This is a genomic window from Arthrobacter sp. EM1, from assembly GCF_029964055.1.
Lineage (GTDB): Bacteria > Actinomycetota > Actinomycetes > Actinomycetales > Micrococcaceae > Arthrobacter.
In genome coordinates this window covers 3561705-3575858 of sequence record NZ_CP124836.1, presented here as the reverse complement: position 1 = coordinate 3575858, position 14154 = coordinate 3561705, and the positions used below count along the sequence as shown (strand labels likewise).

Annotated in this window: 11 protein-coding genes and 1 tRNA gene; 8 read left to right on the top strand and 4 right to left on the bottom strand. The window is 64.8% G+C overall.

The window, feature by feature from the left end; all coding sequences use genetic code 11:
- Nucleotides 1-14: 14 nt before the first annotated feature.
- On the bottom strand, nucleotides 15-1406 hold the full coding sequence (locus QI450_RS16555; RefSeq protein ID WP_226775537.1) for an NAD(P)/FAD-dependent oxidoreductase: 1392 nt from the start codon (nucleotides 1404-1406) through the stop codon (nucleotides 15-17).
- A 169-nt stretch (nucleotides 1407-1575) separates the two neighbouring features.
- Between QI450_RS16555 and QI450_RS16550 the strand changes: the two genes are divergently transcribed.
- Nucleotides 1576-2265, top strand: coding sequence for a TetR/AcrR family transcriptional regulator (locus QI450_RS16550; RefSeq protein ID WP_226775538.1), 690 nt, complete (start codon nucleotides 1576-1578; stop codon nucleotides 2263-2265).
- A 78-nt stretch (nucleotides 2266-2343) separates the two neighbouring features.
- Here the strand turns inward: QI450_RS16550 and QI450_RS16545 are convergent.
- Nucleotides 2344-2426: transfer RNA gene (locus QI450_RS16545), tRNA-Leu, on the bottom strand.
- A gap of 440 nt (nucleotides 2427-2866) precedes the next feature.
- Here QI450_RS16545 and QI450_RS16540 point away from each other — a divergent pair.
- The 7 genes from QI450_RS16540 to pknB are packed head-to-tail and all read left to right on the top strand — an operon-like array spanning nucleotide 2867 to nucleotide 12449.
- On the top strand, nucleotides 2867-3607 hold the full coding sequence (locus QI450_RS16540; protein ID WP_226775539.1) for a DUF3662 and FHA domain-containing protein: 741 nt from the start codon (nucleotides 2867-2869) through the stop codon (nucleotides 3605-3607).
- Nucleotides 3604-4083 (top strand): FHA domain-containing protein, encoded by a 480-nt coding sequence (locus QI450_RS16535; RefSeq protein ID WP_226775540.1) that lies wholly within the window; start codon nucleotides 3604-3606, stop codon nucleotides 4081-4083. Before QI450_RS16540 ends, QI450_RS16535 begins: the two co-directional genes overlap by 4 nt.
- 2 nt (nucleotides 4084-4085) lie before the next feature.
- Nucleotides 4086-5747 (top strand): PP2C family serine/threonine-protein phosphatase, encoded by a 1662-nt coding sequence (locus tag QI450_RS16530; protein WP_226775541.1) that lies wholly within the window; start codon nucleotides 4086-4088, stop codon nucleotides 5745-5747.
- A complete protein-coding gene (locus QI450_RS16525; protein WP_226775542.1) occupies nucleotides 5744-7195 on the top strand; it encodes an FtsW/RodA/SpoVE family cell cycle protein in 1452 nt (483 codons plus the stop codon). The genes QI450_RS16530 and QI450_RS16525 overlap by 4 nt, the downstream gene beginning before the upstream one ends.
- Entirely contained in the window at nucleotides 7192-8649 is a 1458-nt protein-coding gene (locus tag QI450_RS16520) for a penicillin-binding protein 2 (protein ID WP_226775543.1), read from the top strand. The genes QI450_RS16525 and QI450_RS16520 overlap by 4 nt, the downstream gene beginning before the upstream one ends.
- The gene (locus tag QI450_RS16515; RefSeq protein ID WP_226775544.1) at nucleotides 8646-10454 is read left to right on the top strand and encodes a protein kinase; all 1809 of its coding nucleotides are present in this window, start codon (nucleotides 8646-8648) and stop codon (nucleotides 10452-10454) included. Before QI450_RS16520 ends, QI450_RS16515 begins: the two co-directional genes overlap by 4 nt.
- Nucleotides 10455-10460: 6 nt before the next feature.
- A complete protein-coding gene (gene pknB, locus QI450_RS16510) occupies nucleotides 10461-12449 on the top strand; it encodes a Stk1 family PASTA domain-containing Ser/Thr kinase (RefSeq protein ID WP_226775545.1) in 1989 nt (662 codons plus the stop codon).
- On the opposite strand, the gene QI450_RS16505 is transcribed toward pknB, so the two are convergent.
- On the bottom strand, nucleotides 12446-13087 hold the full coding sequence (locus tag QI450_RS16505; protein WP_226775546.1) for a gamma-glutamyl-gamma-aminobutyrate hydrolase family protein: 642 nt from the start codon (nucleotides 13085-13087) through the stop codon (nucleotides 12446-12448). The genes pknB and QI450_RS16505 overlap by 4 nt on opposite strands.
- Nucleotides 13088-13257: 170 nt before the next feature.
- Nucleotides 13258-14019 carry a class E sortase gene (locus tag QI450_RS16500; protein ID WP_226775670.1) on the bottom strand — a complete coding sequence of 254 codons (762 nt, stop codon included), beginning with the start codon at nucleotides 14017-14019 and terminating at the stop codon, nucleotides 13258-13260.
- Nucleotides 14020-14154: the final 135 nt, after the last annotated feature.

Here is a 14154-nt window from a genome sequence, read left to right as displayed (position 1 = left end):
GCCGTAAAAAAGGGCTAATTGGCGGAGACAGACGCGCGGTCTGCCGCCGCGGCGATCCGGGCCGCCGTGTGGCGCCCCATCCGGACTGCGCCGTCGACATGCTGGTAGCCCTCAGCGGCGAGATCGGAGGAGGACCAGTAGATCGGACCAACGGGTGCGTGCTGGTCCTTTCCGTAGCGATGCAGTCCACCCAGGTCGTAGCTGGAAGCATAGGCGCCGCGCGTCCACTCCTCGGACCCCCAGTCCGACTCGTAGTAGACCTCCGGTTCGAGGGCTTTGTCCCCCAGGAAGCCGGCGATCGATTCGAGGATGGTGCGGCGGCGTTCCTCGGCGCTGAGCTCGAACATGGCGTCGGCCTTCTCATCCGAGATAAAGCCGACCAGGGTGCCGCGGGGGTCCTCGTGGTTGGTGTTGTCGTAGACCTCCTGGACCAGGGCGCCGGCGCCGAAGCAGGTTCCGGAGAGTCCGTCCTCGCGCCAGAACGGGGTGCTGTAGACGGCATGGACCTTGATCACCAGTCCCAGCGACTGGTGCTGGTGCATCTGGTGCTGGCGGCGCGGCAGCGGCGGATTGAACGAGACCCGGGAGTACAGGTTGGGCGGGACGGCCATAATAACGAACCGCGCGTTCACAGTGGCACGGTCCGATACGGCGGTGACACGCTGCTCCCCGCCCGCGTCCGCGCTCCAGTTGACGGTGCGCACCGGACTGTCCAATACAACGTCGTTCCCCAGTTCGGCGGCCATCAGGACCGAGACCTGCTGCATTCCCCCAACGACGCGCTTGTCGAGGATAAAGTCCTCATCGGTGAGGTGGCTGAAGGATCCTGCGGAGGCAGCCATCAGCACCGCCTGCAGGGCCGAAAAAGCGTGGGCCGGCTTGGTCAGCATGCCACCTGCAATAAAGAGGCCGATATTGTTGCAGGCTTCCTCCTCCGTGGAGTTCTCCCGCAGCCAGTGGTGGAAGGAGATGGTGTCCAACTCTCGGGCCTTGGGATGCGCCCACGGCTCGGTGGGGCCAATCTCGGCGGCGAGGGAGTCCAGCAGCGCCGTGAGCTTGTCCATTTCGGTCGCGGTCCTCTCGCTGACCGGGAAGGTAGCCCCCGAATAGAGCGTGCGCTTACCGTTGGATCCGATATAGACGGACTCGCCGTCGCGGTAGCGGGAATAGGTGTGGAGGCCCAGATCGTCGAGGAGCGCCAGCAGTTCGGTCTGATCCGGGGAGACCCACTGGCCACCGATTTCGAGCATGGCGCCATCGATGGTATCGGTCCAGGTGCGGCCGCCAACGCGGTCGCGCGCTTCCAGCACGGCCACGCTTAGGCCGGCCTTTTTCAGTTCACGGGCTGCGGTCAGCCCGGCGGGCCCGGCTCCGACAATAACGACGTCGCGGTCAAGTTCCAGCATGATGTCCTCTCCGTGGCCGCGAAGTGATGCGGCCCACTAAATGAATGCCATTCATTTAGACTCGACTATAGACCCATCGGGTGCGCTAGGGAAGACCTTCAGGCGAAGAAAATTCGGACGCAAAGTAAGGGCAGAATGGGAGAACCGCCCCACAGCAGAAAGGCCAGGAATGCCGGCATCAACCAGTGCCCCCGCAGAACCGCACCGCCAGGGCGCAAAACCCCGCCGCAGGGCTGGCCGGCCTGCTGCCGCCATCCTCGATCAGGACGTCATCACCGTGGCGGCGCTTCAGCTCATCGGCAAGAGCGGCTACGGCGGATTTACGATGGCCGCATTGGCGCGGACGCTCAACGTCGCTCCGTCGGCCTTGTACAACCACGTCTCGTCCAAACAGGACGTACTGGTGCTGGTCCAGGACCACCTCACGTCCTTCGTTGACGTGTCAGCCTTCGACGCCGAACCGTGGGACCAGGCCGTGCGCAGGTGGGCCTGGAGCTACCGGAACGTGTTCTCCCAGCACACCCCCCTGATCCCGGTGATTGCAGTGCTCCCGGTCACCGACGCGCCCAAGACCCTCGCCATGTACGAGGCCGTCAGCGCCGGATTCGGCCGAGCCGGTTTCCCGCAGGAGCGGATTATTTCCGCAATTGTGGCCCTGGAATCCTTCATTTTCGGCTCGGCGTATGACGTCACTGCACCCGCGGACATTTTTGACTCCGGCCGAATGGCTGCGTCGACACCGAATTTCACGGAAGCCGTGGCTCGCCTGGCCGAGCAAGGGCACGCGAATCAGGCCGACGCCGCATTTGAGCTGGGACTCGACACGCTTGTCACCGGTTTCGGCGCGCTGCGGGTCTAGCCGTCCGGGTCCGGCCCTCCGAAGGGCCCGGGAGCGCACAAAAAAGAACCCCGGTCCGAAGACCGGGGTTCTAGTGCGTGCGCGAGGGGGGATTTGAACCCCCACGCCCTTTCGGACACTGGCACCTGAAGCCAGCGCGTCTGCCGTTCCGCCACTCGCGCGCAACTTCTTCCACTTAATCCGGGCCCGGAATCCGGACCGCCAACCTCGTGAAAGCAGCGAGATCAAGCATAACGGACAAGAGCGGGAAAAGGCCAATCGACCCCCGGAGGGGGACCCCGGCGGAGCCGAAGGGCCAGCCAGGGGAAGACTTCAGCCACCCGCCGCACCCGGAATCCGGCTCCGGCCGGCACCCGGGATGCGACCGCCGCGGAGAAACGGAGGTCTTCGCGCCGGGCGGATTAAGCAGGTGTCAGCGCACGTCAGGAGGGCTCCGAGGTATTTTCCCTGGCACGCAGCGGTGGCCCGCATTAAGGCCATTTCCAGACTCGCCCAGTAGTATCTGATTAGGAGTGCCCGTTACCAGCGGGCTCCCGCAGATGCGGGAAACCGAGTTCCGGACAGAATTCTGCCCTGCAGTCGTCACGAAAGGAGAAGGACCATGGGATTGCTGGACAAAGTCGAGCGCGGCATCGAAAAGGCCGTCCGCGGGGTCTTCTCCACCGGTTCCCGCGCCCAGGTTGAGCCGGTCGAGATTGCCAGCCACCTCCGCCGCCAGGTGGATAACAAGGCCATCACCATCGCGGCGGGGCGGACCCTTGCTCCCAACGTCTTTGACATCCTCCTCAGTGACTCCGACTTCGAGCGGGCCCAGGAATGGGGCACTCCCCTTGCGGAAGAACTGTGCGATGTTGTGATCAACCACGTTCGCAGCCAGGGGTACACCCTCCAGGGCCCGGTCCGGATCAGTTTCCGCCGTGATGAGGAACGCCGCGCCGGAGCCTTCGAAATCACGTCGCGGACCGAAAAGACCCCCTCCGCCCCGCAGCCGGCGGGGCATGGCGGCATGCCGGCCGCACCGACGCGCCAGCCCTCTCGGATGCAGCCGGTTCTGGACATCGATGGGCAGCGGTACTCGCTGAACGCTCCGTCAATCGTTTTGGGACGTTCTTCCGAAGCAGACATCCTCATCGACGACACCGGCGTTTCCCGCCGCCACCTGGAAATCCGGACGGGGCAGGGGACCGCCCAGGCCGTCGATCTGGGCTCCACCAACGGCAGCTACGTCAACGGCCACAAGGTCGTGGGGTCCTCGGAACTCACCGACGGCACCACAATCACTATGGGACGGACCAAAATCATCTTCCGCCTTTTGCCCGCCAACCCGGGTGGCCGCCGGTGAGCGAACTGACGATCACCGCCCTGCGCTTCGGTTTCCTCCTGCTCCTCTGGGTGCTGATCTTCAGCATCGTTGCCGCCATGCGGCGCGATCTTATGATTGGCCGCAAGGCAGCGGCCGGCGCCCCGACGGCGCGGCAGGTGCGGAAAAACCCGGCCCTGGCCGAGCCGGCCACCCCCGCCAAACAGCAGCCCCGCCAACTGGTCGTCACGGAGGGTCCGCTCAAGGGCACAACGATCCAGTTGGCGGCGAGCCCCATCCTGCTGGGCCGCGCCCAGGAAGCCACTCTTGTGTTGGAGGATGACTACGCCTCGGGACGCCACGCGCGCTTGTTCCCGCAGGGCAGCCGCTGGTTCATTGAAGACCTTGGCTCGACAAACGGCACCTATCTGGCCGATCAGCAGCTCACCCGGGCCCTGCCCGTCGAGTTGGGTGTCCCCGTGAGAATCGGCAAGACGGTCATTGAATTGAGGCCGTAGCCATGGCTGCCACCGACCTTCCCGCAGGCAAGGCACCCGCCTCAAAGCGGCCACTGATCATGCGCTATGCCGCGCGTTCCGACGTCGGCAGGGTGCGCGGAAAAAACGACGACTCCGCCTACGTTGGCCGCCACCTCGCCGTCGTTGCCGACGGTATGGGCGGACACGCCGGAGGTGATGTCGCCTCTGCCGCAACGGTGCTGGACATGATCCATCTGGATAGCGACGACTACGACGGCGACGCGGGCACCATACTGGCGGACGAGATCCAGACTGCCAACTCGCTGCTCTCCGAACTCGTTCACATTGATCCCAAATTGGCCGGTATGGGCACCACCGTCACTGCCCTCCTGCTGGCCGAAGGCAAACTCCACTTCGCCCACATTGGTGACTCACGCGCATACCGGCTTCGAAACGGTGAATACGAGCAGGTAAGTGTGGACCACACCTTCGTCCAGCGCCTCATCGACGAAGGGCGGCTCCGGCCCGAAGAGGCCGAAACCCATCCACACAAAAATGTCCTGATGCGCGTCCTCGGTGACGTCGACGCGAGCCCGGAGCTGGACCTGGACACCCTCGAAGTGGAGCCGGGCGAACGCTGGCTGCTCTGCTCAGACGGACTGAATTACGTGGCCGGCCACGTCGTGGAACGCACGGTCCGGGAGACCAGGGATCTGCGTGAATGCGCCGAACTGCTGGTCGATCTCACGCTCGAAGCAGGCGCCCCGGACAATGTGACGGTCGTGATGCTGGAGATCGTCGAACAGACCGCCGACGACGTCCGGACGGCCGCCGTCGATGTTGTTCCGGCTCCAGAGAGCCCCATCGTGGCCTCCGGCGGGTCCGAAAGGACCGAGCAGGCCACCGGGAGCACCTTCGGCGCAGCGGCCAAATCCGCGGCCTCGTCACCGGGTACCCCGAAGGACACCGCCGGGGCACCGAGCTCAGCAGAGAGGGTCAGGCCGCAGGAAGAGCCGGAAAACTCCACCGATCCGCACTTGGGTGAGCACCTTTCCGCGGAGGTCCTCCGCGAGGAACTCTCCGGCCGGCCGCACGAGCTTGTGGGGGCAGCAGCCACCGCTGCCGAATCCGGCTCCATTCCCACCATCGCCGGGCGCACCATGGCGCGCCGGGCCGCGACCGTCCTGACCCACAAGTCGGAACAGGCCAAAGAAGAAGCCGAGGAGTTCAGCCCGGACGGACGGCCGCGCCGCTGGGTGACGATCGCAATCGCCGCCGCCATCCTGGCACTGCTCGCCGTCGGTCTGTGGCTGGGCTACGCCTGGACCCAGACCCGGTACTACATTGGCGAGCAGGACCAGCATGTAGCCATCTTCAACGGGGTCTCCCAACGCCTGGGACCCATCCAGTTATCCAGGCTCGAAACGGTGACCGAGGTCCGGATGTCGGCTCTGCCGGAATTCTCCCAGCAGCGGGTCCGACAGACTGTGCCTGCCAGGGATCTCTACGATGCCCAGCGGATCGTCAAGAACCTGGAGCGCACCGGAACCACAGCCCCCGCAGACGAGTGCATCACGCCATCTCCGGCGCCGGCTAGCCCAGGTGCGTCATCGGCTCCGGGAAATACCGCGAGTCCGGGCGGGGCCGGCAGCGCCACGCCAGCGCCGTCGTCGACCGCTCCGAGCTGTGAGGGTGCCAAATGACACCGATAGAGTCCACGCCAAAGCCCCGGCGGAATGTTGAACTGGTCCTGCTTGTACTGGCCCTCACCGTCGGCATCGGCGCCAACGTACTGGTCGGCGCGGACCAGCAGAAGGCATTCGACCCGGAGTTCTGGTTCCAGTCCAGCCTGTTGGCGGCCGCTGCCTTCGTATTCCACATCGTGCTGCGCCTCCGCGCGAAATATGCCGATCCGGTTATTCTTCCGCTGGTGATCGCCCTGAATGGACTCGGCCTCGCCATGATCCACCGACTCGACCGGGTCGGGGAAGACACGGGAAACAACCAGCTGCGCTGGACGCTGGTGGCCATGGCAGTTTCAATCGCCGTCATTTGGTTCCTCAAGGACCATCGGGTCCTTCGCCGTTTCACCTACATCTCGCTTGCCGTCAGCGCGCTCCTGTTGATCCTTCCGCTTCTTCCCGGCGTCTCGGCCGGTGAAATCCTGGGCGCCCGGGTGTGGATCAGATTTGGCTCGATGACCTTCCAGCCCGGTGAAATCGCGAAGATCACGCTCGCAATATTCTTTGCAGGGTACCTTTCCTCCAACCGGGATCTCATCCTGTTGGCCGGCCGGAAAGTCGGCCCCATCCAATTCCCCAGATTCAAGGACATGGGCCCCATGCTGGCGGCCTGGCTCGTGAGCATCGGCGTGCTGATCTTTCAGCGGGACCTGGGATCCTCAGTCCTGTTCTTCGGGCTTTTCCTCGTGATGATCTATGTCGCCACGAGCCGTATCAGCTGGGTGATCATCGGGATCGGGCTGCTCGCTGCCGGCGGGTTTGTGGCGTCCCGGGTCTTCTCGCACGTGGCCCTGCGGATCGACGGCTGGGTCAACGCCTTCACAGACGAGGTCTACGGCCGCGAGTTTGGCGGCAGCCTGCAAATCGTTGAGGGCTTGTTCGGTATGGCCAACGGCGGCCTGGTGGGCACCGGCCTCGGCCAGGGACGCCCCAATCTTGTCCCATTCGCCAACAGCGACATGATTATCGCGTCCTTCGGTGAGGAACTGGGACTCATCGGCCTGTTCGCGATCGTGCTGATGTACCTGTTGCTCTTCACCCGCGGCTTCCGCGCTGCGCTGGGGACGAGGGACGCGTTCGGGAAGCTGCTGGCCACCGGACTGTCCTTCGCGATTGCACTGCAGTGCTTCGTCGTCATTGGCGGCGTCACACGGCTCATTCCCCTCACCGGCCTCACCACGCCCTTCCTGGCCGCCGGCGGCTCTTCCCTGCTGGCCAACTGGATCATCGTTGGACTGTTGCTGATGATCTCGCACACGGCACGCGGCCCGGTCGATACGACCCCGCTGGCCCCCGGCGAACAACCCGACCAACAGAAAGTCACCCCTGCCATGCCTTCGAAGCCGGCCGCCGCGCCCGGTACCGGACGGACCAGCCCGGACACACCGACCGCGGCGGTGAAGCTGTGAACCAAGCCATCCGCAGCTCCTGGATCGCGGCGATCGCGATGTTCGTCCTGATCTTCGGCGCCCTCAGCTACGTCCAGGTCGTCGGCGCGGACGAATTGCAGGCCAATGCGTGGAACAAACGCACCCTGCTCCAGAATTACTGCAACGACCGCGGCGCCATCATCGTGGGCGGCACCCCGGTGGCGGAGTCAGTCGAGACGGCGGGGAGCTGCAAATTCCAGCGCACCTACACCCAACCGCCGCAGTATGCCGGCATCACCGGCTACTTCTCCAGGAGCTTCGGCGTGACCGGGTTGGAAAAAACGATGAACAAAGAGCTTGCTGGAAGCTCGGACCAGCAGTTCCTGGACCGTGTCGGCCAACTGTTCCTGGGCAACCAGCCCAAGGGCGCCTCCGTTGAGCTCACACTGGATCCCGCCATCCAAAAGCTCGCCTACGACCTCATTCCGGACGGACAGCGCGGCTCGATTGTGGTGACCAATCCGAAAACCGGCGCGATCATAGCGATGGTTTCCAAACCCTCCTACGACCCGAACCTGATCGCCACCCAGGATCCGGCAGCCGAGGCAGCCAATTTGGCCGAGCTGAACAAGGTCCCCGGGATCAACTTGAACCAGAACGTCAGCGGTCCCACCGGGGCCTTGCTGGCACCGGGCTCGGTGTTCAAAATCGTTGACACGGCGGCTGCCCTGAACTCGGGAAAATACAATAAGGACAGCATTCTGCCGAATCCGGCTGAGATGTCCTTTCCCGGCATCCAGTACAAGTTGCCCAACTACGCCGGCGGCAACTGCTACTCCCGCGACACGGCCACGTTTGCCTTCGCACTGCAGCAGTCCTGCAACACCCCGTTCGCCAAGATCGCCCTGGACCTGGGCCAGCAAGCCATTGTCGACCAGGCCGAAAAATTCGGTTTCGGGCAGGAATTTGGCGACCAGCTGAAGCTGGACTCCGCCCCCAGCTTCTTCCCAGTGGAAAAACTGGATGACGCCAGCCTCGCGCAGTCGTCGATTGGCCAGCGGGACGTCCGGGCGACTCCGCTTCAGATCAACCAGATGACAGCGGCGATCGCGAACGGCGGGGTACAGATGCAACCAAACCTCATCAAGGCCTTGCGTTCCCCGGACCTGCGGCCATTGAGCGAGCCGAAACCCCAGGTGCTGCGCACCTCCACCTCATCGGAGATTGCCCGGCAGATCAATGAGTGGATGGTCAGTGTCGTCAGCGACGGCATTGCCCGCGCGGCCGCCGTGCCCGGAGTCCAGGTGGCCGGCAAGACCGGTACCGCTGAGCTTGGCAACGGCCTGAACAATTCATGGTTTACCGGGTTTGCCCCGGCGAATGACCCGCAGGTGGCTGTCACTATCGTGATGGAAGGCGTAGACATCACCACCGGCGCACAGCTAACCAGTCCGAATGCGAAGAAGATCTTTGAGGCGGTGTTGAATAAGTGAGGCCTTCATCAGGAATCACCCTCGGCGGCAGATTTCAGCTGACGACGCGTATTGCGATCGGCGGCATGGGAGAAGTCTGGAAAGCCAAAGATCTGATCCTTGGCCGCATCGTCGCTATCAAGGTGCTCAAGGAGGAGTACACCGGGGACCCCGGTTTCCTCCAGCGCTTCCGGGCCGAGGCCCGGCACACGGCGCTGCTGAACCACGTGGGCATCGCCAACGTCTTTGACTACGGCGAGGAAGAAGGCTCCGCCTACCTCGTGATGGAGCTCGTTCCGGGCCAACCGCTGAGCAGCATCATTGAACACGAACAGGTGCTTTCCCCGGACCGCACCCTTTCCATGATTGCCCAGACGGCCCGCGCCCTCTCGATGGCGCACACCCAGGGCCTGGTGCACCGCGATATCAAGCCGGGCAACCTGCTCATCACCCCGGACGGGCGCGTAAAGGTCACGGACTTTGGCATCGCTCGGCTGGCAGACCAGGTCCCGCTCACCCAGACCGGACAGGTGATGGGAACGGCCCAGTATCTGGCCCCCGAGCAGGCTACCGGCCAACTCGCGACCGGAGCCTCGGACATCTATGCCCTCGGCGTGATCGGCTACGAGTGCCTCACCGGCCGCCGCCCGTTCTCCGGCGAATCACAGATCGCCATCGCACTGGCCCAGGTCAATGATGCGCCGCCGCCGCTTCCGGAGACCTTGCCGAAGCCGGTCCGCGCGCTGCTGATGTCGATGCTGGCCAAGGACCCCAAGAACCGTCCCGCCGACGCGCTCAAGCTGTCGGAGGCTGCCGAAGCCATCCGCAACGGCGACATTTCCGCAGCTCACGCCGCGGTTCCCGGCATGCTCCTCTTCGAGGCGGCGACCGGCCCGATCACCGCCCCGGTAGACGTCCCCACAGCAGCTACGGGTGTCATCGGCGCGGCTGACCGAACGACGTCGGCCACCTCGGCACTGCCGGTAGTCGGCGCCGCCGCAGCCGGTGCCGCAGCTGGGTTTGCTGCCGGATCCGACGCCGCCGGGGCCCGAAGCACACTCTCACGCGCCGATGCTCTCGCCGCGGAACGCACCTGGGACCAGGAGGACGACGACTACGACGATCCCGTCGATGAACCGGGGCACCGCGGACGCAGCCCCTGGACCTGGCCGCTGGTGGCGCTGATCCTGCTCGTGCTGTTCGCCTTGGTGGGCGTGGTATTGACCCAGGCCGGGATCCTGTTCCCGAAGACGCCGGCGAGCAGCAGCGCGGCGGTCACCACCAGCAGCAGCGCGCAGCCGAGCAGCTCCAGCGCGTCACCCACATCCTCAAGCGCGAGCCCCACCAGCAGCCCCGCGACGCCTACAAAGTCGACTCCGGCCGGGATCAACCTCATTCCGGAAAGCTATCTCGGCCGCCCCTTTAACCAGGTCCGCAGCGAACTCATCGGACTGGGCCTTGTGGTGACCGGAGCCGAGGTATTTGACGATTCCACCCCCGGAACGGTGGTCCAAATAGACCCGGCCGGACGGGTCCAATCGGGCACAACCATAACAGTGAGCTACTCCAAGGGCCCGGCGCCCGCCACGGTCCCGACGCTGCAGCCCGGTGCCAGCGAAGCCGCCGTGCAGCAGGCCATCGAAAGTGCGGGCCTGCGTTGGGCCAAGGGGGCTGACCTCGCTCCGGCCACCAAGACGCAGGCTCCCGGCACTTTCGTCAGCTCCGAGCCCGCCTCCGGCGCCAGCGTCCCCGCCGGCTCACTTGTGACCTACCACCTGGCCAAAGCAGCGCCCGCGGCAGCTACCCCAAGTCCGACGGGAACGTAGGCCATCATGTCCACTTCACCCCGCACCCCATCGCACCGGGAGGACCGCGGCCCCGTCAACACGCAGCGCGTCCTCAGCGGGCGCTATGAGCTGGGTGAACTGATCGGCCGCGGCGGCATGGCCGACGTTTTCCGCGGCGTGGACACCCGATTGGGACGCACCGTCGCGGTCAAACTGCTTCGCCCCGACCTTGCCCGGGACCCTCAGTTCCAGGCCAGGTTCAAACGCGAAGCGCAGGCGGTGGCCGCGTTAAACCATCCCTCAATCGTGGCCATCTACGACACCGGGGACCACTCCGTCCCCGGCGACCACGAGGACACTGTCCGGGTGCCGTACATCGTGATGGAGTTCGTTTCCGGAAAAACGATCCGGGACCTCATCCGGTCCAAGGACGTCGGAATCGACCAGGCGATTGACTTCACCCTGGGGGTGCTCGCCGCCCTGGACTACAGCCACAAGGCCGGAATTGTGCACCGCGACATCAAACCGGCCAATGTGATGTACTGCCCGGAGTCCAACAGCGTCAAAGTGATGGATTTCGGGATTGCCCGCGCCATGGCGGACTCGGCAGCGACCATGACGCAAACACAGGCCGTCGTGGGGACCGCACAGTACCTTTCCCCGGAACAGGCACGCGGCGAGACCGTTGATGCCCGCAGCGATCTCTACTCTGCCGGCTGCCTGCTCTATGAGATGCTCGCCGGCCGGCCCCCTTTCATCGGCGACAGCCCCGTTTCTGTTGCCTACCAGCATGTGCGGGAGATTCCGGAACTGGCCAGCAGCCTGAATCCTGATGTCTCCGAGGCACTGGACAGCGTACTGATGAAGGCACTGCAAAAGAACCGGGCGGACCGCTTCCAGGATGCCGCAGCCTTCCGCCGTGCCCTCCGGGCTGCCCGGAGCGGAGTTGGGGTCACCGCACCGCCGGCAAGCGAAGCGCCCACCAATCCCAATGACACCATTCCGACGCCGGACAACGCTCCGACGGCTGCCTTCTCGGTGACCGGAGCGAGGTTCCTGGACGACTCCCATACCGGCAGGCTCCGGCCCGCCCTGGAATCGCCCGCATATGATGACGGCGCTCCGATGGCACCCGGTGTTAGCTATGGCGCCGCGGACACCGGCAGTTTGCCGCTGGTCCTTCCCCCCGAGCGGGAGCACACCCGGCACCAGAAGTCGCGCCGCCGGACGTGGATCACGGCTTTGGTGATCGTCACCGTCCTGGTACTCGCGGGAGGTGGCCTGTGGCTGTACAACCTGATGAACCAGGCTCCGCCGCCCGTCGCCAAGGTCCTGGTGCCGTCGGTTACCTCGCTGACCGAAACTGAGGCCCTCCAGAAGCTGTACAACGCCGGGCTGAAACCCCAGCTGGAACACATGCAGAACGAGACCGTCACCAAGGGAATTGCCATCGGCACCGTTCCGGCTGTCGGCAGCCCCCTGGATCCGAACTCAGATATCACCCTCAACATCTCCGAAGGCCCCAGCGTTATCACCATCCCCGCTGACCTGCCCGGACGCACGGAGGCCGCCGCCCGCGACGTGCTGCGCCAGAAAGGACTCGCCGGTGCCCCCGGCACCACCATGGCCAACAGTCCCACCGTGCCGTCAGGGCTCGTGATCACGACAAATCCTGCGCCCGGACAGAATGTGGCCGCCGGCAGCACTGTGGAAATTATCGTCTCCACCGGCAAGGTTGTGGTTCCCCAACTGGTCGGACTTCCCCGGGCCGAGGCGGAGGCGGCGCTCAAGGCGCTCGGCCTGGCCATGAGCGCCACGGAAGTCGAAAACTCCCAGGTTGAACCGGGAAAGATCACTGCACAGGCCGACCCGGCGGACGCCCTCGTGGAACAGGGGAAAACGGTCACCGTTACCGTCGCCAAGGCTCCCGCGCCCCCGCCCGCGCCGTCGCCAAGCCCCACTCCCACGCCTACCCCCAAGGCAACCAAGAGCACCAAGGAAAGCGGGGCGTCCCTGCGCGGGTTTTCCGCCTAGTGTTTGATCAGCGGGCTTAGCGCCGAAGCCCGCTGGGCGGCGCCGGCCATCCCAAGGGATTCAAGCCAGTTCCCGAGCATTCGGTAGCCGCCTTCGGTGAGCACGGACTCGGGGTGGAATTGCACTCCACACAGTGGCGCGGTGCGGTGTTGCAGCCCCATAACAACGCCCGTCCCCGTTTCCGCCGTGATCTCCAGGACCTCGGGTATGCTCTCCCGGACGGCGGCGAGGGAGTGGTATCGGGTCGCCGTGAAAGGCGACGGCAGACCCTCGAACACTCCGCCGCCGTGGTGTTCCACGAGGGACGTTTTGCCGTGCATAAGTTCCGGGGCGTGGGTGACAGTTCCCCCGTAGGCCTCGGCCAGTGCCTGGTGGCCCAAGCAGACCCCAAGCATGGCTTTGTTGTGGCTTCCGCACCACTTGATCAGTTCGATGCAGACTCCCGCACCGGCAGGGTTTCCGGGTCCCGGCGAGATGAGGACGCCCTCACGTGCCTCCGCGAGATCGATCGCCTCAGCCAAGGTGACATCGTCGTTGCGGACCACTGTCGTCTCCGCACCGAGTTCCTGGAGGTAACCCACCAGGGTGTAAACAAAGCTGTCATAGTTATCGACGACGAGAATCTTGGTTGTACTCATGGGTGCCTTGCTGAACCAATCGTTGAATCAGTGAACTGGGTGAATTGTGCCATCCAGGGAAAAAGGAACTGAACCATCATTACCAGCACGCCGGCGACCAACACCAGCGCAGTCGTAATGCGGAGCCAGCGGGGGCCCGGCAAATGCCGGAAGATCCAGGCGTACACTCCTCAGTCCTCCCCGGCGGCACGCTGGACCTGGCCGGCGATCTCAGCCGGTGGAGGACCGGCCGATGCCGGTTGCCAGCGCTCAAGCACCGAGTAGGCGATGACCCGTTCCTGGGAGCCGAACCGGGGATTGCAACTTGTCATCGTCAGGTAGCGTTCCGTGGCTGCGGCGTCGGGTTGTGCGGGCACCGGCAGCAGGACGTCCGTCCTGGCAGGGAGGACGACCTCGCTGTTCCGGAAGCTGTACACGTAGTAGCCGTCCCTGGTCTGAATGTAGATCCGGTCCCCGGGGACCAGCTCATCGATGTTATCCAGAACGGCCCCATGGGTCTGCCGGTGGCCGGCGACCGCGACGTTTCCCACCGCGCCAGGCATGGCCGTGCCTTCGTAGTGGCCGATTCCGAGGGCATCCAGAATTGCCGGAGAGGTACCCTGGACCAGGGGTCTGGCATAGTCAGCGCCGAACCGGGGAATGTAGACAACGCCGAGAGTGGTACCGGTGGCAGGCTCCGCGGCGACAGTCGGCCGGCCGTCGACGACGGCGGGCGCCGCTACCGCCGCGGCCGGGTCCGCCAGATTCCGGCTGAACTCCCTGACCATCTCACGCTGCCGGGCATCCGCTGCCATGTTGGTCCCCCACAGCTGCCAGAGGACAAACAGGAAGACGATGAAACCCGCGGTGACGAGCAACTCGCCCAGGACCAGGACAGTCCGGCGGAATGTTCGGGGGCCGCGGGTGAAACGGCGTGCGGCGCTGTCCTGCAGTTGCAGCACGTGGCTTCTCCTCCCGGACGTTCGCGGCGGACACCGCCGCGGTGTTAACTACAGCTAGAATTGGGTCCGAATACGACCACAAACATGACCAAAAGCGCGCTGACCGCCGGTGCATTCCTCCTTGCA